This is a genomic window from Gilliamella sp. Fer1-1 (assembly GCF_001690825.1).
Classification (GTDB): domain Bacteria; phylum Pseudomonadota; class Gammaproteobacteria; order Enterobacterales; family Orbaceae; genus Gilliamella; species Gilliamella apicola_C.
Genome location: NZ_LZGX01000008.1, coordinates 1 through 19,957 on the forward strand (window position 1 = coordinate 1; position 19,957 = coordinate 19,957).

The following is a 19,957-nucleotide window of genomic DNA, read 5'->3' on the forward strand; positions in this document are numbered from 1 at the left end:
TAGGATAAAGCAGTATTGGTTTTTATAAAGCATTGAAATAAAATTAAATAAAATCAATACCTTTTCTGACTAATTTTTAGGGCGTAATCGCAGGTTGAAATGCTTTAGAAAAACAATTTATATAAATAAGAGGTAATAAAATGAGAAAGTGATTCTCGCAAAAAAATAGACAAATGTTACCTCTATGATATAACTAACAATCATAGGGGAACACATTATGGTCAAAAAATTCAGTGCAGGCTTCAAACAACAAGCGATGGATTATGCTTTATCTAATGTTCACTTTTCATTAGCTCAAATCGCTAACCATTTAGGAATAGGCAAATCAACACTGGATAAATGGGGTAGACAACTTAAATCCTAACAAAACCAATAAACTTGAGCTAACTAGTGATCAGCAAAAAATTATTGAACTAAAAAAGGCACATGTGTGTTTCATCAACAATCGGAATCGGAGTTATTTTATAATTAAAAAAGGCGTGGCAGAAAAGAAATGAATCAAACAGCAAAAATCATCAACCTAAATTAGGTCTTTTAGCGTTCAGCAAACAGTTAGGAAATGTTCGACAAGTCTGTAAAGTGATGGGGTATAGTCGGGATAGCTATTATCGCTTCAAAAAAGTTTATAAGCAAAGCGGTGTGCTAGCGCTTCAGAAAATAATTCGTAAAAACTAATTTATAAACTTTATTTTAGCTTCGAAGATGCAAAGTACACCAAACCAAAGTATACAGCCAACAGATAAATGAGATTGGTGAGCAATTTTATAAAACGATGAAAACCGAATGTTATGATGTGATGTTCTGATGTAAGATTTATAATGAATTGTCTAAAATTCAATAGGATATTAAAAAAAAGCTGAAATTTTATAATAAAGAAAGAGCGCATTTAGGCAAGTATTTTTGTGGCAAAACACCGTGGTAAACTTGGCTAAACACAAAGGCGTTAGTTAAAGAAAAGTAACTGGAGAATTTATTTTGTGCATTAGACATACATTTTGTTAAAATAAATTCTGGTGAATAATTAGTGTTCGTTAGTTTAAGTTTGAGCTACTATACGTAATTTATATGCCAAACGATTACAAGTAATATAAAAATATTATTCGGGTGAAATCCGACAATAAACTGTACGACTCGTGAAAAATACATGAAGATGAGCTAGATCAACTTTACATACACGGCAAGGTAATGTTAAGCCAATCAATGCTATTAAGAAAACACAGCTAGCCGCTTGAGTTTTTTGAATATAATAAAATAGATAATATAACCAGTTAGAAAGTAAGGAGAAAACAATGTTTCATATAGTAAATTTAAGATTAGGAATGAATGATATCAATGCATTAGTTAACACGTATGACAGCGATAAAAATCAAATTCTGCCGTTTATAAATACAAGAGGAGAATTAAAGGCGGATTACTTATTCAATAATTTTCTCCCTAATTGGGGTAATTATCCATTTATGATTGACGCTTCTTTTATTACTCCTGATATGTATGATGAGTATAATCAAGTTAATGGTTTATTAGATCATACTAATGCTTTTCAACATAAATACGAATTTTATGAAAGAATTGTTAATGTTAATAACAATTTAATCCCAGTTATCAGTATATTACCGTCTAGAACAAGAGATAATCTTCAATTTTTATTTAAACTTGAAAATAGACAATACAAAAAAATTGCATTAAGAATAACGGATTTGTCACAAAGCTCAATTAATAACTTATTTGCATTATTAGCGGCATCATATGATGTTAAGAAGATGCTAGTATTATGCGATATAGGATCAATAGTTGGTGAAAATATCAATGTAATTCAAAATAGATTGGATTATATTTTACAGAGGCTTTCAATTGAATATGAGGGTATTGATGTTTCAATAATCTCAACATCATTTCCATCACAAAAAATACCCAATCGAGATGTTGGGGAAGCAATGCCTCACTCTGAAACACCCAATCGAGATGTTTGGGATGTAATACCTAATCTTGACTTACTTCTATATTTTAACTTAAAAAGTTCATTTCAAGGAATAAACCTAATTTATGGAGACTATGGCGCAACTAACCCAACATCTCCAATTGAATATGTTCCTGGAATGCAAATAATACCATGTGTAACTTACTACGATAATTATAATTGGTATCAAATGAAAACGGGCAATAACCATGAATTTAGTAAATTTATTGATTTAGCTAATTGCCTTGTTTCAGAAAATTTTTATCACGGTAATTATTTTAGTTGGGGAGACACTCAAATTTATAACATTGCAAATAAAACCATTAATAATGGTCATTCAGGAACATGGGATGGCATAAGGATTAATCAACATATTACTTCTATTGCCAGAATGCCTTAAGCTTGATCCTGTAAATAAATTTGTGTATTTGCCTATTTTTAACTTATTCTAATGTACAAAAAATAGGTGAATAAAAATGGATGAAAAAAATCAAGAGAGTTAGTGACTGAACTAGCCAAAAACATAGAAACTCAAGACGATTTAGGCGTAAAAAAATGCATAATTCAGTATAAATATTACGACTGAACATTACATGTAATATTCGGTGTTTATTGTCTTATGAAATCGTTCACAAATCCTATTCGTCTGCGGGCTATAAGCTTTGGTTTTGGTGTGTTCAATCTCTGCTAGTTAGGATAAAGTTCATAAGCATGGCTTTCCTTTATGTCCATTATATTCTGTGCCTAGGTTGATTGGTGTGCGTAATAGTGGCATCTGTTCTCTATCGAAAAAGAAAGCGCTTTATCAGCTACAATTAAACTAATTTTTTAGTATAGACTTTGGTAAAAGCCCGCCTTGAATAGGTATCAATAAACGTTTGTTAGTCTATTTTGAGTGAGTTACAAACTAAATACTTATCAATATACTTTATGTATTAGTCAGCACATCATAATGATAGGCTTGTAGCAAAAGAATTAATGTGATTATTTTTTATTATGTTATAAAATAAAAAATTCAATAAAATCAATGAGTTTTCTGGCTGATTTTTATCATGCTCAGCTAATCTAACCTTTCTTTATGATACATCCTAGCCCTTGTCCTTGATATCATCTACTAAGCTTGGTGCATCTAAACGAGCTTTATGTTGCCAATAAAGCGCTTTGATATTCTCAAATAGTTCATTTGATTTGATTCACGCTTTAGCCAAACAGAATAACCTGATACGCTAGCTTTTAACTGGCGGCAGATTAGCGGTAATGGGTATGGTAACAAATGTTGCTTCGTATATTGGTACTTCACCGACTTGGATGGTTGATAAAGTACACATACGCCTTTTTTAGCATTTCATTGGCTAATTTTTTGTGCTTTGTTTTTTTCTAGCGCAATCATTTTTTGTTGCTCACAAATTAGCTCGCGTTTACTAGTTTTGTTAGGGTTAAGTTGCCTAAGCCATTTATCCAGCGTTGATTTATCAATACCTAAATAGTTAGTGGTTTTAGCCAATGGAAAATGTGCATTAGCTAATGCATAATCAACCGTTTGTTATTTGAACGCTGTGCTGAATTTTTTGACCATAATGTGTCCCTTATGATTGTTAGTTATATCATAGAGATGGCATTTGTTCATTTTTTGCGAGGATCATACCGGTTTCAGCTATTTTTAAAGGTTCAGCTACTTTTAAAATAGTTACGATTTGATGTTCAGTCATTTTTTTATCATTAAATCCCCTTTTACTTTTATCATAGAGAATTTTCTACTTTTTTGTTGCACTATTTTAGGGGGTAGGTACATAAAGCGTGACCAACAAATGTAAAAAAGAGATGCATTGATATTAAATGCATCTCTTGGTTTCTTTATGTTTTATGTATAGTATTTAAAATGGAATATCGTCATCAAAATCCATTGGTGGCTCAGGCATAGCTGCGGGTTGAGGAGCTGAAGTTGGCGTACCTTGCATTGTTGAGCGAGATTGTGCTTCTGGCGCAGATGAATAATTATTGGCACTTTGTCCCCATGAACCGTTACTTGCTGCTTCGTTGTTATTGCGAGAACCTAAAATTTGCAATGTACCGCCTATTGGGTTGATAACAACTTCTGTTGTATAACGATCGTTTCCTGATTGATCTTGCCACTTTCTTGTTTGTAATTGACCTTCAATATACACTTGAGTGCCTTTTTTTATGTACTCACCTGCAATTTCGGCTAATTTACCAAAAACAACAACTCGATGCCATTCAGTGCGCTCACGAGTTTCGCCAGTCTGTTTATCTTTCCAGGATTCTGATGTTGCTAAACTAAGATTAGCAACCGCGTTACCATTCGGCATGTAACGAACTTCTGGGTCTTGACCTAGGTTACCAACTAAAATAACTTTATTTATTCCTCGATTGGCCATTATTAACTCCTAAAAATTGCATAAGTGTTTTAAGCTATGTATTGTAACATGAGACTATAGTAATATCAGCGAATTTAATTCTATTAATGGAATTTTGTTCACATTTTGTAAAGATATAGAAACATTAGCCTAATCATAGGAATTTGTTACTATAACGAGTATAATACCCGATATTTGTTGATGTATTGTTCTAAACATATTCCCCCTTACTGGAGACCTTATGATTAATGCGTTTGGATTAAAAAACAAACAATTGGTAAAAATTAACGAAGACGATATAAATAATGCGACTTGGATTGATTTAATTGAGCCAGAAGAGGCCGATCGTGATTTTGTTTTAACACATTTAGGACAAAACTTAGCAACGAGTATTGAATTAGATGATATTGAAGCGTCAGCTCGTTTTTTTGAAGATAATGAAGGATTGCATGTTCACTCTTTCTTTTTTTATGCTGATGCAGAAGATCGAGCAGGCAATTCAACAGTAGCATTTACTGTGCATAATGGGCGACTATTTACATTACGAGAACGTGATCTACCCGCATTTCGCTTGTACCGAATGCGCTCACGTTATCAAACTATGGTTGATGGTAATCCCTATGAAGTATTGCTTGATCTATTTGAAGTCAAAGTGGAACAATTAGCCGATCAAATCGAAAATATTTATAGTGAATTAGAAGAGCTAAGCTCCATTATTATGGATCGTTCTGCACAGGAACATTATGATGAAGCGATCACCTCATTGGCTGAGCTTGAAGATACTGCATGGAAAGTACGCTTATGTTTAATGGATAGCCAACGTGCGGTTAACTATTTAGTTCGTCGCGCCAAAATGCCGACCGATCAGCTTGAACAAGCACGTGAAGTTATTCGAGATATTGAGTCGCTTGTTCCTCATAATGAGTCGTTATTTCAAAAAGTAAACTTTTTAATGCAAGCTGCGACTAGCTTCATCAATATAGAACAAAGCCGAATTATTAAGATTTTCTCGGTGGTATCGGTTGTATTTTTACCACCAACAGTGGTTGCTTCTGCTTATGGTATGAACTTTGAATTTATGCCCGAATTAAAATGGGAATATGGTTATCCATTTTCGTTACTATTAATGTTGTTAGCAGGGGTTGCACCTTATATTTATTTTAAACTAAAAAAATGGTTATAGTTCTTGGTTATTTTAAATAAAACTTTAATACTTATTATCCGCTAAGTTAGCTTAGCGGAGCCTCGCCTAAGCAATATCATTAAGATAAATTAGTTAAATGACGATAAATAGTTCATAATATTACCTGTTGCACTTTGTGCAACGAATACATATAGATACTGTTATTTGAATTAGTATAATTAATTTGTCACAGAAGGGAACAACATGAGTCAATATGCACTAGTTACTGATATTGGTGGAACCAATGCGCGATTTGCACTGTATGATTTAACAACTAATAAGTTATCGGCAATCACTAAAATTCTTATCTCAAAAAATGATGTTTTATTAACATTAATTAAAGATTATTTAGCATCCCAATCAGTAACGGTTAAAATGGCTTGTATTGCTATTGCTTGCCCCATTGATAGCGAGGATGTGATCAATCTGACCAACAATGATTTGTCATTTTCACGTTCTGAGTTGATTCGAGCATTAAATCTTACAAAACTGGAAGTAATTAATGATTTTACCGCTGTGTCAATGTCGATTCCTCAATTATCAAAAAATGAATTAGTTAAAATTGAGGGGGGTGAGCCTGATTTAAATTATCCAATTGCAATTTATGGTGCTGGCACAGGGCTTGGTGTTTCTCATTTAATAAAAGTTAACCAACACTGGGTTAGTTTATCTGGTGAGGGTGGGCACACAGAGCTACCGATGATTAGTGATGAAGAAGATCGTATTTTAGCTCAACTAAGAAAAAAATTTGGACGAGTTTCGACCGAGCGGTTTCTTTCAGGCAGTGGCATTGTTAATATTTATCAAGCTTTGTTACATATTAATAATAAACCTATAGAAGAGGTGACACCTGACATTATTGTCAATAATGCTTTATCAAATAGTTGCCCACTTTGTTTGCAAACTTTAACTTATTTTTGTACCTTTATGGGGCGGTTTGGTGGTAATTTGGCTTTAACACTTAATACACAAGGTGGGGTTTATATTGCTGGAGGGATTGTACCGCGTTTTATTGAGTTTTTTAAAGCATCACCATTTAGAGAGGCATTTGAGCATAAAGGTCGAATGTCATATTTAGTCAAAAAAATCCCCGTTTATGTAATAACTCATGAGGATCCAGGGCTATTGGGTGCAGGTGTTTATTTGCAAAATAGTCTTAAATAAAGATTTATTGATAAGGTTTTATTTTATGATGTGGTGTTATATTTATCGAAGTACCAAAAAAGAAAACTGTTATTTATATATGGAACATGAAAATAACTTTTCAAGCATTCCAGATAAGATACTTTCGATTTTTGGTACGCCAGTATTTGTGATGAAAGTATTACTTGATGGCAAACGACGTTTTGTTGTTGGCTCTTCAGATGAAATCGAACAAAAAATAAAAACAGATGGCTTTTTCTTGCAGATGTTAAAAGAAGATGATTTTAAAGTATGATTGAACCATTTTGGGAATATAAAACGTTAGATAAAATGAGCGACGAAGAGTGGGAACAACTTTGCGATGGTTGTGGTCAGTGTTGCCTGAATAAACTTATGGATGAAGATACGGACGAAATCTTATACACCAATGTGGCTTGTAATTTGCTTGATTCTAATACTTGTCAGTGTAAACATTATTATAATCGCTTTGATTATGAACCAGATTGTATTAAGTTAACACGTGAAAATTTACTTACTATCGAATGGTTACCTGTTACTTGCACGTATCGTTATTTTTCTGAAAAAGGCACGCTACCTGATTGGCACCCACTTATTACAGGCAATAAGAAGCTTATGCATAAGCTAAAAATATCGGTTAAAAATCGCATTGTTTACGAAAAAGATGTGATCTGTTGGGAAGATCACATTATCTAATACAGACCAGCATTATTGCCTTCTTAAAACTGTGGTTAAACCTGCGTTTTTAATAGGTATTTCTATACTCAATTTGGTATGGATTGTTAATAACCTAAAGTGATTTTTTATTGTTAAAAATCAGACAGATAGTCTCAAAAAGAAGTAATTAATTTAGTCCTCAGTAGAAATAAAGGCATCAATAAATAGACCTCGAATTATATCGAGGTCTATTAACAATGAGCTAAGGCGCAATAAATGCCTTTTCTTATATATTTTTCTTATATATGAGGTTTATTTTTTAGCTTGCTCAGCGGCTTTAACAATTGCTGCAAAAGCATCTGCTTTTAGTGATGCCCCACCAACTAATGCCCCATCAATATCTGGTTGAGTAAATAGCTCAGCGGCATTTTTGTCATTAACCGAACCACCATATTGAATGATTACTTGTTCAGCAACTTTAGCATCTTGTTTAGCTATATGGTCACGAATAAATTTATGAACAGCTTGTGCTTGTGCTGGAGTTGCTGATTTGCCAGTTCCAATCGCCCAAACGGGTTCATAAGCAATAACCGCGCCGATAAATGCTTGAACGCCAAGCGCTTTAATTACCGCATCAATTTGGCGAGCGCAAACAGCTTGTGTTTGTCCAGCTTCGTTTTCTGCTTCTGTTTCACCAATACATAAAACAGGGACTAAACCAGCTTCTTTTATTACACCAAATTTTTTAGCAATAAATTCATCAGATTCTTTGTGGTAAGTGCGACGTTCTGAATGCCCAATAATTATATGGCTAACGCCGATATCTTTTAGCATTTCAACAGAGACTTCACCTGTATAAGCACCAGACAGATTAATGCCGACATCTTGAGCTCCCAAAATAATATTAGAGCCATCTAACTGATGTTTTACCAAATCAAGGTAGACTACCGGTGGTGCTATTGCAACATTGCAAGCCGTGTTATTTGATAGCTCATTTCGTAGCCCTGCGACTAAGCTTTTAGCCATGTCGGTACTACCATTGAGCTTCCAATTTCCCATAACAAGTGGTTTACGCATAATTTTCTCCAACTTAAAGTTTAAAATAGTGTTGATTTTAGAATGAATTCGGTATAATGATTGGCATTATACACCAAATAATTTGAGCTTGAGGAAAAATATGTCATTAGAAATATTGAATCAATTAGAGAGTAAAATCCAACATACTGTTAATACTATCACGACATTACAACAAGAGATTGCTACTTTAAAACAAGGCAATCAGGAGTTGGAACAGTTGATTAATGATAGTTCTGATGAAATGAAAGCGTTGCGTGATGAAAATGACAAGCTAAAACAAGATCAACAAATGTGGCAACAACGTATTCAAACGTTATTAACTAAAATAGGTGAAATTACCCAATAAGTTAGCTACTTTACTTGTAAACGCGACTTATGTCGCGTTTGTTTTATTTTTACTAAAGGCTATGACGAAATTTAAGTTCAATGCGAGAAGAGCTAAAATCTTTATGGATCACTCAGACTATTCATTTAATTGAAAACGAATCTGGGCGGTTTGCAGATCAAGATATTAATAGACAAGTAAGAGCGATGCAGACATCACTTACTAATCGTATTGTGATGCGTGCTGTCATGTTGTCTAAAGAAAATGGTTTGCTTTCAGCGCAAAAAACATTATTACGTGCAGCAAAACTTTCTTTTATTATATTATTTTTTTTATCCACTATATTTGGGGCAACCTTGGCTTTTGGCGCTTTAAGCCAAGATCCGATTAATTTGTATTGGGCTATTTTTAGTTTATTAGGCGTACATTTAGTTACCTTATGCATTTGGCTACTTTCTTTTTTCTTTTTTTCAAATCTTGGTGGGAGTTTACTTGTTTATTGTTGGCTATGGCTGACTAAAAAATTTTCTCAGAAAAAGACAGTACAGCAGCTTATTCCCGCTTTTGTTGAGTTATTTGGTGTACGTATCCGTTGGTTAATTGGTTTTGTTCTCAATCTTTTTTGGACCCTTATATTAAGTAGTGCGCTATTAGTATTAGTTGTTTTATTTTCAACTCAACATTATCGATTTGAGTGGAAAACAACATTACTGAGTTCGGATGCTATTATTAACTTAACTCATTATTTAGGTTGGTTGCCTTCTTTCATCGGTTTTACCATTCCAAACAATGATATTATAAGACTCAGTGAACAAGCATTAAATGCCAGTGACGCACGTTCTGCATGGGCAATTTGGCTACTTGGGATTTTTTGTGTTTATGGATTAATCATTCGATTGCTCTGTATGGTGATTTGCGGGCTTAACTGGATAATAAGCTGTCGGCAAATTAAATTAAATACTCAAACTGCCTGTTACCAATTATTAGCTAATGACTTACAACCATTGTTAGTTAATGTTGAAGATGCGGATAGTAAAGGAAAAGATAAGGTATCTCGCTTAACCAACCACTTTATAGAAGATGGGCAAGGCGCTTTTTTGGTCGCCATTGACATACAGGAAGATTGGTCACCACCAGGTTCAGTTACTTTTTTAGGTTTTTTAAATACACGCGAGCAACGCCGTAACATTTTAGATTATTTACAATTATCGCCAGCTAAAAAATTATTAATTGCTATTGATACTGATAGGACTCCTGATAGGGGAATGTTAAATTTAATTAATCAATTGATGAATAAATCACAACAAAACCGAATTTGGTTTATTAATCAAGGTAAGCAACTTAATAATTGGCAGGTTTTATCACTACAATCAGCTACACCAACATGGTTAAACGAGGAATTTTAACATGTTAACAACATTAAAATTAGCCGTGGTAGGGCATGCAAATGTAGGTAAAACTTCGTTATTACGAACTTTAACTCGAAATAGTCGCTTTGGTGATGTTTCTGATAAACCTGGAACAACTCGGCATGTTGAGTCCATTAAAGTGCCTTTAGATGAGCAAAAGTCAATCATTTTCTATGATACGCCTGGATTAGAAGACAGCTTGGCATTATATGATTATATTAATCATATAACGCCAGCAAATAGTAGGCTCGATGGTGTTGATAAATTAACAAATTTTTTACAAAGTCCTGAAGCAGAAAATTCTTTTGATCAAGAAGCCAAAGTCATTAGACAGTTATTAAAAAGTGATGCGGCTATATATGTTATTGATGTGCGAGAACCTATTCTTGCTAAATATCATGATGAATTGACTATTTTAGCCAGTGGTGATAAGCCATTGTTAGCCGTGCTAAATTTTACTGCCCATGAGGAAAAAAATGAAAAGGAATGGAAAAAATTGCTTTCACGTGTGGGGATTCATGCTATCATAAAGTTTGATGCTATAGTGTCCCCCATAGACGGCGAGGAGCGGCTGTACAAAAGCCTAGCTTTATTAATTGAGCCTGCAAAGGTTATTTTAGAACAATGGCTAGATCACATTGTGCAAATGCGCGAATCTCGCAATCACAGTGCTAATTTGATTATCGCAGAAGCATTAGTTGATGTCACTGCTTTTTATAAAATGGTAAAATCAGATGACAAACAAGCTATTGTAGATATGCAAAATCAAGTAAGAAAGCGGGAACAATTAGCAATAAACGAATTGTTAAAACTTTATCAATTCAATTCTGTACTAGAGAGTGAAGAGCATTTACCGTTAATAAAAGGTCGTTATAATGCCGATCTATTTAATATAGATGCGCTAAAAACGATGAGCAAACAGCTGGCAAAAGGTTTTGTGTCAGGTGCAACTATTGGGGCAAGCATCGATTTAGCTGCAGGCGGAATTACGCTTGGCTCAGCAGCCTTAATTGGGGGCGCTGTTGGTAGTTTAATGCAAACAGCTAAACATTATGGCTCTAGAATGCGATACCAACTTTCTGGATATAGAAAATTAAGTATTGATGATGTGATTATTTGTTTTTTTTCTTTAAGGCTTATGAATCTTAAAGAAAGTTTAAATTATCGAAGCCATGCGAACACATCGCCTATTAAGTTATCAAAATTAGACAAACAAGAATGGGAAAAAGGTGTGTTGCCTAAAAGTTTAAAGGTAGCTAGACGTTATTCGCATTGGTCGACTTTAAATAAAGGAACAAAAAGAAATGATAAAAAATGGCAATCGGCTATTAGGAACGTTGCTGAGCAGTTGCATTAGCACGCAGAAATGTTTTCTAATAATGACATTTGTTTTGTCTATTTTTATGCTATTTGGCTGTAGTTCTAGCCAACCTCAGGTTTCAAGCAAAAAAACTAAATCTGATTCGATTATGTTAGCTAAAATAGACTCCCATTATAAAAAATGGCAAAATACGCCCTATCGTTATGGAGGCACCACGTTAGCGGGTAGTGATTGTTCTGCATTGGTAATGAATTTTTTCAAAAACAAACTCTCAAAAAACTTACCAAGAAGTGCGGCTGAGCAAGCTCGATTAGGTGTTAAAGTTAATAAGCCTAAAGCAGGTGATTTGGTATTCTTTAAGACAGGCCGTAGCCGCAGTGGTTTACATGTTGGGATTTATTATGCTAATGGTAAATTTTTACATGCTTCAACATCAAAAGGTGTGATTTATTCAAACTTGAATGATAGTTACTGGAAGAAGCATTATTGGATGGCACGCCGTTTAATAACTAGCAAAAGCTAAATCTATATGAAATTAAAGCACTCTAAATTCAATCTATTTAGAGTGCTTTAATGTTATTTTATTCTTTTCCTCTATAATTAAATCATTGATTTTTGTCTTAATTCACGCATTACTTTTGCTACATAAAGCATTTCTTCCGGAGTGCCAAGTGATATACGACACCAATCAGTGGCAGGGGAAAAATCTCGGCCAACTAATATAAATTTTTCTTTCATTAATTCCCGATAATCATTTAATGCAATAGAGGTTTTATGAAACATAAAATTGGTTTCTGATTTAAGATAATGAAATCCAAGCTCGGACAATACTTTTTCCATAATTTCACGTGATACATCAATTACTTTTTTACAATAAGCCAAATATTGAGTATCTTTTAGTGATGACAATGCCGCACAAACTCCACAATAATTAAGCTTTTCGCCTGCTACATACTGGGCTATGTTTTTAGTGTTTTCTTCTGTACTGACAATGTAACCTACTCGTAATCCAGCCATTGCATGAATTTTAGAAAATGTTTTAAGCAGTACAATATTGTCATACCCTTGGGTAATAAATTTGTCTGCTGACTCAAAAGCTGGATCATTGACAAACTCGGCATAAGCTTCATCGAAAATAAAAATGGTGTTTTTAGGTTTACTTTTTATCCATGATTCAATTTCATTAATGCCAAATACAGCAGAAGTAGGATTATTGGGGTTAACTAAATAAACAATAGAAAATCCTTGATAATTTTCAACCGCTTTTCTTAAACCGTTTATATCAATTTTCCAATCGGTTAAACATGGCACTTTAGTGATTTTTAAATGAAATATTTTGGCAAAATGTTCACCATCACTATAGGTGAGTTCGGGTATCACTAATTGAGCATCAGGTTTTACAAAAGCAGAAATAGTGCTACGGATCCCTTCTGATGAACCTGCTGTCAAAAGAATTTGTGTATCACTTACTTGATGGTATTGAGCTAATGCTTTATTTAAAAGTGGCATTTCAGCTTTTGCATATCTATTTGCTTTCCAAACGGCATCAATGGCTGCTTGTTTGGCTAATGATGACATGCCCAACGCATTTTCGTTAAAATTGAGCCGAATAGGGTGAGTTGCATCTGGCACTACGGCTTTATCAAGCATCGGTAGTGAGAATGAAGTCGAATTTTGTACTTGTTGAGCATACGCTTTAGATAATAGTTGATTAACGGATAATCCGGCAATTGCTGCACTTGAAAATGTTAATAGCTTTCTTCTACTGATATTTAGGTTACACACCATGATTCACCTCATCTTTAATTATTTTTTATGTGGTCAATAATAAATTATGCAAAAATAATACCAAGCTTATAATAAGTGCAAGAAAGGAAGCACTTTGTGTGATAAAAATAATAAAATAATGATTATTCTTGTTTAACATCTACATTATGTACATCATGCTGATTTAAGTGTGCACTAATGTGGCGCTTTACTGTGCAAAAAGGGCGCAAAAAAAGAACCGCTATTATTAACGGTTCTTTGAGGGATATGTTATCAACTATTCGTGGATAATAGCGCTTAACTCTCTGCTGGTGTTTCTATGTCTGAATAGGTTGCCAGCATCTGTAAGAATTTATATTTAGAATCCACCATTTTAGTTGAACGTTCATGTAAGGTATTAGCAATTGTTGGTTCAAGTGTTTCTAAGCGACGGAAACGCTGTTCTTTCAATAATATCCCAGATAATAAATCGCTGTTCGGTGCTTTTGAATCAAGCAATAAACCAGGCTTACCTTCAGCCATGCGACGTGGATCGTAACGATACAGCGGCCAGAATCCTGATTTGACTAAATCTTTCATTTGTTCGTGTGATTTAGCAAGATCATAACCATGCTCTTCACATGGGCTATAAGCAATAACTAGCGATGGTCCATTATAGGCTTCGGCTTCTTGCAAAGCTTTAAGTGTTTGATTAAGTTGCGAGCCTAACGCAATTTGTGCGACATAGACATGACCATACATCATTATATTAACACCAAGATCTTTACGGGCTTTATGCTTACCTAAATCTGCAAATTTTGATACAGCGCCCATAGGGGTTGCTTTTGACTGTTGGCCACCAGTATTAGAATAACACTGAGTATCTAATACTAATATATTGACGTTATCCGTTAAGCTCATCACATGATCAAGCCCACCAAAGCCAATATCGTAAGCCCAGCCATCGCCACCAATGGCCCAAACTGATTTATCAATCAAATAATTGGCATCTTCGATCAATTCTTGTGCTTGCGCAGAACCTAAATGGGCAAGCTGTTCACGTAACAAGGCGACTTGTTGGCGTTTTTCAGCAATTGATGTTTCTGATGATTTTAAAGCGATAACAATTTCAGGTGAAATGTCGCCTGCAACATAATCAAGCAAACGCAATGCTCGTTTTTTATGTTGATCATAAGTAATGCGATAACCTAATGCAAACTCAGCATTATCTTCAAATAGCGAATTTGCCCAAGCAGGTCCTCGCCCATCACGATCAGTGGTATAAGGGGATGATGGAAGGTTGCCACCATATATTGATGAACAACCAGTAGCATTAGCAATAGCTAAATGATCGCCATAAAGTTGTGTTAACAATTTTATGTATGGTGTTTCACCGCAACCAGCGCAAGCACCAGAATATTCAAATAGTGGTGTAAGTAATTGTGATGTACGTACATCAATGCGTTCAAGCGTTTTGATATCACGATCTGGCAATGCGGTAAAGTATTCAAAATTAGCTCGCTGAGTATCAAGATTGTCGATACGTGATTGCATATTGATGGCTTTAATTTCAAAATTATTACGATCACGTGCAGGGCAAACTTCAACACATAAATTGCAACCAGTACAATCTTCTGGCGCAACTTGTAATATATAGCGTTGGCCTTTCATATCGCGAGCTTTCACTTCAAGCGAGCTTAATGAATCTGGTGCATTATCCATATCGTTAGGCTCAACAACTTTGGCTCGAATGGTTGCATGTGGGCAAGCAACGGCACAATGATTACATTGAGTACACAATTCGGGTTGCCAAATCGGAATTTCTTCAGCAATATTACGTTTTTCCCATTTAGTTGTGCCTATCGGCCATATGCCATCAGGTGGAAATGCTGATACAGGTAAGCTATCACCCAAACCAGCTAACATGGCAGCAGTGACTGTTTTAACAAAATTTGGTGCATTAGCTGGCACAATAGATGGCATAGTTGCACTGCTTTGATCAACGCAACTAAGCGGAACTTGTTCCAACGAAGCAATAGCTAAATCGAGAGCTTTCCAGTTATTTTCGACCAAATTTTGCCCTTTACTACTATAACTTTTAGCAATGACTTCTTTTAATTGGCTGATATTAAAATCATTTTTGAAAATTTCAGCAAGGTGAAAAAATGCTGCTTGCATGACGGTATTTATTCTGGCACCTAAGTTACATTCACGAGCAATTTTGGCCGCATTTATGATATAAAAATGTGCGCGTTTTTGAATTAATTGTACTTGCACTTCTTTGGGTAGACGATGCCAAATCTCATCTTTACTATAGGGTGTGTTAAGCAAAAAGATACCATCATCTTTTAGTTTATCAACAATCTGATATTTATCGATAAACTGATCTTGATGGCAACCAATAAAATGGGCGCTGGTAATTAAATAAGGTGAATCGATTGGATCTAAACTGACACGTAAGTGAGATGCAGTTAAACCGCCGGCCTTTTTAGAGTCATACACAAAATATCCTTGTACATAAAAAGGTGAGCTATCGCCAATAATTTTAATATTATTTTTGGTTGCTGAAACGGTGCCATCACTACCGAGCCCATAAAAAAGAGCTTCAAGTGCAGATTTTTGTGGAATAGAGCAGTTTGGTAATGGTAAAGAAAGACCTGTTATATCGTCATAAATACCAACGGTAAAACGAGGTTTTGGCTTATCCGCTCTTAACTCAGTAAAAATCGCAAGTACACAGCGAGGATCGAACTCTTTTGACGATAACCCATAACGCCCCCCAACAATCAGTGGCATGCATGTGCGCTCTCCTCGCGATAGGCTTTCGGCAAAAGCAGTAATAATATCTAAATACAGAGGTTCGGCTTGCGCTCCTGGTTCTTTAGTTCTATCAAGAACTGCGATTTTTTGGGCAGTATTTGGGATCACTGCAAGTAAATGTTCGGCAGAAAAAGGGCGAAATAATCTAACGATCACAACACCAACTTTTTCATTTTGTTTAAGTAGCACATCAACCACTTCTTTGGTTGTGCTAGCTCCCGATCCCATAATCACAATAATGCGTTCGGCATCACTAGCGCCGTAATATTCAAAAGGCTGATATCTTCTGCCTGTTTCTATTGCAAAAGCATCCATAGCATTAACAACATGCTGATAAGCATTATCATAATAGGTATTTATTGCTTCTCGGCATTGAAAATAGGTGTCAGGATTAGCTGATGTACCGCGTGTTACTGGTTTGTCAGGCGTTAAAGCTTGTGCTCGATAAGCTTTAATAGCCTTATGCGGTAATAAGTTATGGATCTGTTCATCACTCAGTGGATAGATTTTATTAACTTCGTGCGATGTTCTAAATCCATCAAAAAAGTGAGCAAAAGGAAGGCGACTATTTAAACTGGCCATTTGTGCAATTAAGGCAAAATCTTGTGCTTCTTGCACCGAACTTGAACAAAGCATGGCAAAACCCGTTTGCCTAATTGCCATGACATCAGAATGATCGCCAAAAATTGAAAGGGCATGCGTTGCAACTGTTCGTGCAGCAACATGCAAAACAAAAGGTGTAAGTTCACCAGCTATTTTATATAGCGATGGGATCATTAAAAGTAAACCTTGTGACGAAGTAAACGAAGTCGCAAGCGCACCAGTCATTAATGCACCATGAACCGTAGCAATTGCGCCTGCTTCGGATTGCATTTCAATTACTCGTGGCGTATCGCCAAACACATTGGGCTTATTAAATTCCGCCCATGTGCTAGCTTGCTCTGCCATTGTTGAGCTTGGCGTAATTGGATAAATAGCGATGACTTCGTTTGCACGATAAGCAACAGATGACACTGCACTATTAGCATCTGATATGATCATTAAAAAACCTTTAATTTTATAGCGTTATGACATTACTAACTTTTTAATTATTAATATATTGTAACAGAAACTAAGATAGCTTTTAGTTATTTTTATGTTAAACATTTTGCTATTGCCTTACAAAATAAAAACATAAAAAGACAAAATTAATTAATTCAATTAATTAAATTAATATATACCTAAATGACGATTATAAAAATGATATCAGCAAGCTAAAAAACTAAAATAAGAATAGAAAATAATGAGCATAAAAGCGCAAGGTAATCATTAATAGGATGACGTTGATATGTTTTAGATATGTTATGCTAAAATTCATCAATATGTTATGGGTAGATATATAGATTTTTAAAAACAAAAGCAACAGCCAAATTGATTGACAAAATATCAGATAAGCAAGTAATTGATATACTACAAACTGGTGATACCTATTTCCAAGAGTGTTCAAAATTCTGTGTCATTTCCTTTTTTACACCTAGTTAACCGAAATGACACAGAATTTTGAATACTCTCATCCTATGTGTAACTACTCAACTACCATTTTTCTTAGGCTTTTTTATCCATTTTGTATCTACTTATTTTTACGCATTCGCTTAGTTCAAAAATAGGCAAATACATAAATTTATTTACAGCGTCATTTTTCTCGTTGCTTAGCAAGGTCAATAAGTTTGTCTAGGCTAATTAAAGAATTCATTACATCATTTTGACATAGACTTTCATCATTTTGATAGATATCTTCATCATCTTGATATGTATCTTCTCTTGTAATCCATATTAACCAAGCTTTAACTGCTAAATATTCTTCAATGGTTAATGTTGTCCAGCGTTCAAATAGATGGCTCTCAGACAGTATTTTTTCAAAATCCATAATCCAAAATACGATTTTATCTATAAGACCTTTAATTCTTGCTTTTTTATCCCATATAACTCTTGCTTTAGCTAAAGACTCAGCTCTAGCCATAGCTCTTGCTTTAGCTCTTACTTTAGCTCTAGTTCTACCTAAAGCTATATCTATAGCTTTAGCTTTAGCCTCAGCTTCAGCCTCAGCTCTAACTATAGCTTCATCTTCAGCTATAGCTATATCCATAGCTTTAGCTGAAGTAATAAGTAACCCAGGTAAATAATAAGCATAGGCTGATGGAGTAAATAAAAATAAAGCATCATCATAGTTTACGTATATATCAAGAGTGATATCTTGCCAATTCTTACCCAAAAATTGTTTTAGCGCTATTTCATCATCAGGCATCATTATTGGACCTAATTCCCACATCGCTTTCGGTCGCTCTCGCCAAGAAAATGCCTCCGTTATTTTATTGAATAATATTTTTTCATATATAACATCATATTTTTCCTGTTCAGGTGCTATTACCTTTTTCACCATTGAAGTTCCTTTTTTAATTTATCACTAATTTTATAACATCTTTTTATTTCACTATATATCTTATTGATACTCATCAAAATATTTGGACAGGTTATACTAATTAGTACCCGTTTTATCAGGTTATTGTTACGATAAACAAAAGAACAAAAGAAATCACGCATGACAAATCGCATTTCAAGAAGAAAAAAACGCCGTTTTACTTACCAATTAAAAAACAAATGGTGATTCTATATCAACATGCTAAAAAATAAACGAATATTATTACTGAGTATGACATCACTAAATCCGCATTAGATAGGTGGATAAAGCAATATCAAACCACTGCTTATTGTTTAAACTCTGCGCTAAGTTTTTTGACACATAATATGCTCTCTTATGATTGTTAGTTATATCATAGAGGTGACATTTGCCCATTTTTTGGCGAGAATTAAACCTATTTCGCTTTCCAACAGAATTCAATTTAATTTGAAATAATAGCCATTACAATTAATTGAGATGGCCTCCAATTTTCTCCAATTCAATATAAAAATGATTAATGATATTTTCTTCCAATTCATCATAATTAATTAAACAACGATTAAAATTATTATCTAGAGTAAATAGATTTTTATCGATACCTATAAAATTTCCATCATAACGAGCTAACATTCTATAGCAATCTTTTCTATAAATAATTCCTTTAAATCCATTATTTCCTTTATAGACTTCTAATTTATATTCTGCGTAATCATCTTTGGTATCAACTTTGTAAATTATTGTTTTTATTAATTCATATTGTAACTATCCCCTAAAATAGTACAGCAAAAAAGTAGAAAATTCTCTATGATAAAAGAAAAGGGGATTTAATGATGAAAAAAATGACTGAACATCAAATCGTAGCTATTTTAAAAGAAGCTGAAGCGGGTATTCCCGTTAAAGAGCTGTGCCGTAAATATGGCATGGGTAATTCAACTTTTTATAAATGGCGGGAAAAATATGGCGGTATGGAAACGTCGGATATCAAACGCTTAAAGGAGCTTGAGGCTGAAAACCGCAAGCTTAAGCAGATGTTTGCCGAACTGAGCTTAAAATCTCAGCTTCAGGAAGAAATCATAAAAAAGCTTTAGTGCCCACAAAGGCACGTAAAACGTGGGCACAGCAACTACAACAAAATCATTCGGTTACTATTGTTATGAGTTGTGCTATTGTTGGCTTAAGCCGTTGTGCTTACTATTATCAATCTAAGTTACAGGATGATTCGGTTATTGTTTCAGTATTGAATGCTATCACAGATAGGCATTTACGCTGGGGCTTTCTTAAATGTTTTCATCGTATCAGAAAGCTCGGCTATCAATGGAATCATAAACGGGTATATCGGGTGTATTGTGAATTAAAGCTTAATCTCAGGGTAAAGCGTAAAAAACGCATTCCTCCACGATGTCCGGAAAGGTTATTAGTCCCCAATAAACAAGGTGAATGTTGGTCAATGGATTTTATGAGTGACAGTAGCCGTAATCAACGTCGCTTT

At 34.5% G+C, this 19,957-nt stretch carries 18 protein-coding genes and 1 pseudogene; 13 read left to right on the plus strand and 6 right to left on the minus strand.

Annotated features, from left to right (window positions below):
- The first annotated feature begins 217 nt into the window (after window positions 1–217).
- The 3 genes and pseudogenes from A9G28_RS13235 (at window position 218) to A9G28_RS00380 (ending at window position 2,357) form a co-directional block, all read left to right on the plus strand.
- The gene (locus tag A9G28_RS13235) at window positions 218–364 is read left to right on the plus strand and encodes a helix-turn-helix domain-containing protein (RefSeq protein ID WP_065568013.1); all 147 of its coding nucleotides are present in this window, start codon (window positions 218–220) and stop codon (window positions 362–364) included.
- 129 nt (window positions 365–493) lie between these two features.
- Window positions 494–669: pseudogene (locus tag A9G28_RS13810) on the plus strand (helix-turn-helix domain-containing protein); the annotation flags it as partial.
- 620 nt (window positions 670–1,289) lie between these two features.
- Window positions 1,290–2,357: a beta family protein gene (locus tag A9G28_RS00380; protein ID WP_065568014.1), complete on the plus strand. Its 1,068-nt coding sequence runs from the start codon at window positions 1,290–1,292 to the stop codon at window positions 2,355–2,357.
- A 945-nt stretch (window positions 2,358–3,302) separates the two neighbouring features.
- Here the strand turns inward: A9G28_RS00380 and A9G28_RS13465 are convergent.
- Entirely contained in the window at window positions 3,303–3,461 is a 159-nt protein-coding gene (locus tag A9G28_RS13465; RefSeq protein WP_176702096.1) for a hypothetical protein, read from the minus strand.
- 370 nt (window positions 3,462–3,831) lie between these two features.
- Window positions 3,832–4,353: a single-stranded DNA-binding protein gene (locus tag A9G28_RS00390; RefSeq protein ID WP_065579422.1), complete on the minus strand. Its 522-nt coding sequence runs from the start codon at window positions 4,351–4,353 to the stop codon at window positions 3,832–3,834.
- A gap of 220 nt (window positions 4,354–4,573) precedes the next feature.
- Here A9G28_RS00390 and corA point away from each other — a divergent pair, with 220 nt between their 5' ends.
- The 4 genes from corA to A9G28_RS00410 all read left to right on the plus strand — a co-directional run bounded on the left by corA (window position 4,574) and on the right by A9G28_RS00410 (window position 7,372).
- The gene (corA, locus tag A9G28_RS00395; RefSeq protein ID WP_065579423.1) at window positions 4,574–5,515 is read left to right on the plus strand and encodes a magnesium/cobalt transporter CorA; all 942 of its coding nucleotides are present in this window, start codon (window positions 4,574–4,576) and stop codon (window positions 5,513–5,515) included.
- Between the two features lie 204 nt (window positions 5,516–5,719).
- Window positions 5,720–6,679, plus strand: a complete 960-nt coding sequence (locus tag A9G28_RS00400; RefSeq protein ID WP_065579424.1) for a glucokinase — start codon at window positions 5,720–5,722, stop codon at window positions 6,677–6,679.
- 25 nt (window positions 6,680–6,704) lie between these two features.
- The gene (locus A9G28_RS00405; RefSeq protein ID WP_176701643.1) at window positions 6,705–6,953 is read left to right on the plus strand and encodes a YcgL domain-containing protein; all 249 of its coding nucleotides are present in this window, start codon (window positions 6,705–6,707) and stop codon (window positions 6,951–6,953) included.
- The gene (locus A9G28_RS00410) at window positions 6,950–7,372 is read left to right on the plus strand and encodes a YcgN family cysteine cluster protein (RefSeq protein WP_065568018.1); all 423 of its coding nucleotides are present in this window, start codon (window positions 6,950–6,952) and stop codon (window positions 7,370–7,372) included. Before A9G28_RS00405 ends, A9G28_RS00410 begins: the two co-directional genes overlap by 4 nt.
- Window positions 7,373–7,645: 273 nt before the next feature.
- On the opposite strand, the gene tpiA is transcribed toward A9G28_RS00410, so the two are convergent.
- Window positions 7,646–8,410, minus strand: coding sequence for a triose-phosphate isomerase (tpiA, locus tag A9G28_RS00415; RefSeq protein ID WP_065568019.1), 765 nt, complete (start codon window positions 8,408–8,410; stop codon window positions 7,646–7,648).
- A gap of 100 nt (window positions 8,411–8,510) precedes the next feature.
- Here tpiA and zapB point away from each other — a divergent pair, with 100 nt between their 5' ends.
- The 4 genes from zapB to A9G28_RS00435 all read left to right on the plus strand — a co-directional run bounded on the left by zapB (window position 8,511) and on the right by A9G28_RS00435 (window position 11,988).
- On the plus strand, window positions 8,511–8,756 hold the full coding sequence (gene zapB, locus A9G28_RS00420) for a cell division protein ZapB (RefSeq protein WP_065568020.1): 246 nt from the start codon (window positions 8,511–8,513) through the stop codon (window positions 8,754–8,756).
- Window positions 8,757–8,836: 80 nt separating this feature from the next.
- Window positions 8,837–10,141 (plus strand): DUF2868 domain-containing protein, encoded by a 1,305-nt coding sequence (locus A9G28_RS00425; protein ID WP_065579425.1) that lies wholly within the window; start codon window positions 8,837–8,839, stop codon window positions 10,139–10,141.
- A 1-nt stretch (window position 10,142) separates the two neighbouring features.
- Entirely contained in the window at window positions 10,143–11,501 is a 1,359-nt protein-coding gene (locus A9G28_RS00430) for a GTPase/DUF3482 domain-containing protein (RefSeq protein WP_065579426.1), read from the plus strand.
- 22 nt (window positions 11,502–11,523) lie between these two features.
- Window positions 11,524–11,988 (plus strand): C40 family peptidase, encoded by a 465-nt coding sequence (locus A9G28_RS00435; RefSeq protein ID WP_065568023.1) that lies wholly within the window; start codon window positions 11,524–11,526, stop codon window positions 11,986–11,988.
- 77 nt (window positions 11,989–12,065) lie between these two features.
- On the opposite strand, the gene A9G28_RS00440 is transcribed toward A9G28_RS00435, so the two are convergent.
- The 3 genes from A9G28_RS00440 to A9G28_RS13240 form a co-directional block, all read right to left on the minus strand.
- The gene (locus A9G28_RS00440) at window positions 12,066–13,253 is read right to left on the minus strand and encodes a pyridoxal phosphate-dependent aminotransferase (RefSeq protein ID WP_065579427.1); all 1,188 of its coding nucleotides are present in this window, start codon (window positions 13,251–13,253) and stop codon (window positions 12,066–12,068) included.
- 276 nt (window positions 13,254–13,529) lie between these two features.
- Window positions 13,530–17,072, minus strand: coding sequence for a pyruvate:ferredoxin (flavodoxin) oxidoreductase (gene nifJ / locus A9G28_RS00445; RefSeq protein WP_065579428.1), 3,543 nt, complete (start codon window positions 17,070–17,072; stop codon window positions 13,530–13,532).
- Between the two features lie 631 nt (window positions 17,073–17,703).
- The gene (locus tag A9G28_RS13240) at window positions 17,704–18,450 is read right to left on the minus strand and encodes a hypothetical protein (protein WP_065579429.1); all 747 of its coding nucleotides are present in this window, start codon (window positions 18,448–18,450) and stop codon (window positions 17,704–17,706) included.
- Window positions 18,451–19,295: 845 nt separating this feature from the next.
- On the opposite strand from A9G28_RS13240, the gene A9G28_RS00455 reads away from it, so the two are divergent.
- Together A9G28_RS00455 and A9G28_RS00460 are read left to right on the plus strand one after the other, a co-directional pair.
- Window positions 19,296–19,556 carry a transposase gene (locus A9G28_RS00455; RefSeq protein ID WP_065574117.1) on the plus strand — a complete coding sequence of 87 codons (261 nt, stop codon included), beginning with the start codon at window positions 19,296–19,298 and terminating at the stop codon, window positions 19,554–19,556.
- Window positions 19,556–19,957, plus strand: a 402-nt coding sequence (locus A9G28_RS00460; protein ID WP_141674650.1) for an IS3 family transposase, incomplete at its 3' end; no start/stop codon positions are given. The genes A9G28_RS00455 and A9G28_RS00460, both read left to right, overlap by 1 nt.

Coding starts and splice junctions, on each gene's coding strand:
- A9G28_RS13235 (WP_065568013.1), top strand. CDS start 218: ATGGTCAAAAAATTCAGTGCAGGCTTCAAACAACAAGCGATGGATTAT.
- A9G28_RS00380 (WP_065568014.1), top strand. CDS start 1,290: ATGTTTCATATAGTAAATTTAAGATTAGGAATGAATGATATCAATGCA.
- A9G28_RS00390 (WP_065579422.1), bottom strand. CDS start 4,353: ATGGCCAATCGAGGAATAAATAAAGTTATTTTAGTTGGTAACCTAGGT.
- corA (WP_065579423.1), top strand. CDS start 4,574: ATGATTAATGCGTTTGGATTAAAAAACAAACAATTGGTAAAAATTAAC.
- A9G28_RS00400 (WP_065579424.1), top strand. CDS start 5,720: ATGAGTCAATATGCACTAGTTACTGATATTGGTGGAACCAATGCGCGA.
- A9G28_RS00405 (WP_176701643.1), top strand. CDS start 6,705: ATGATGTGGTGTTATATTTATCGAAGTACCAAAAAAGAAAACTGTTAT.
- A9G28_RS00410 (WP_065568018.1), top strand. CDS start 6,950: ATGATTGAACCATTTTGGGAATATAAAACGTTAGATAAAATGAGCGAC.
- tpiA (WP_065568019.1), bottom strand. CDS start 8,410: ATGCGTAAACCACTTGTTATGGGAAATTGGAAGCTCAATGGTAGTACC.
- zapB (WP_065568020.1), top strand. CDS start 8,511: ATGTCATTAGAAATATTGAATCAATTAGAGAGTAAAATCCAACATACT.
- A9G28_RS00425 (WP_065579425.1), top strand. CDS start 8,837: ATGCGAGAAGAGCTAAAATCTTTATGGATCACTCAGACTATTCATTTA.
- A9G28_RS00430 (WP_065579426.1), top strand. CDS start 10,143: ATGTTAACAACATTAAAATTAGCCGTGGTAGGGCATGCAAATGTAGGT.
- A9G28_RS00435 (WP_065568023.1), top strand. CDS start 11,524: ATGACATTTGTTTTGTCTATTTTTATGCTATTTGGCTGTAGTTCTAGC.
- A9G28_RS00440 (WP_065579427.1), bottom strand. CDS start 13,253: ATGGTGTGTAACCTAAATATCAGTAGAAGAAAGCTATTAACATTTTCA.
- nifJ (WP_065579428.1), bottom strand. CDS start 17,072: ATGATCATATCAGATGCTAATAGTGCAGTGTCATCTGTTGCTTATCGT.
- A9G28_RS13240 (WP_065579429.1), bottom strand. CDS start 18,450: ATGGTGAAAAAGGTAATAGCACCTGAACAGGAAAAATATGATGTTATA.
- A9G28_RS00455 (WP_065574117.1), top strand. CDS start 19,296: ATGATGAAAAAAATGACTGAACATCAAATCGTAGCTATTTTAAAAGAA.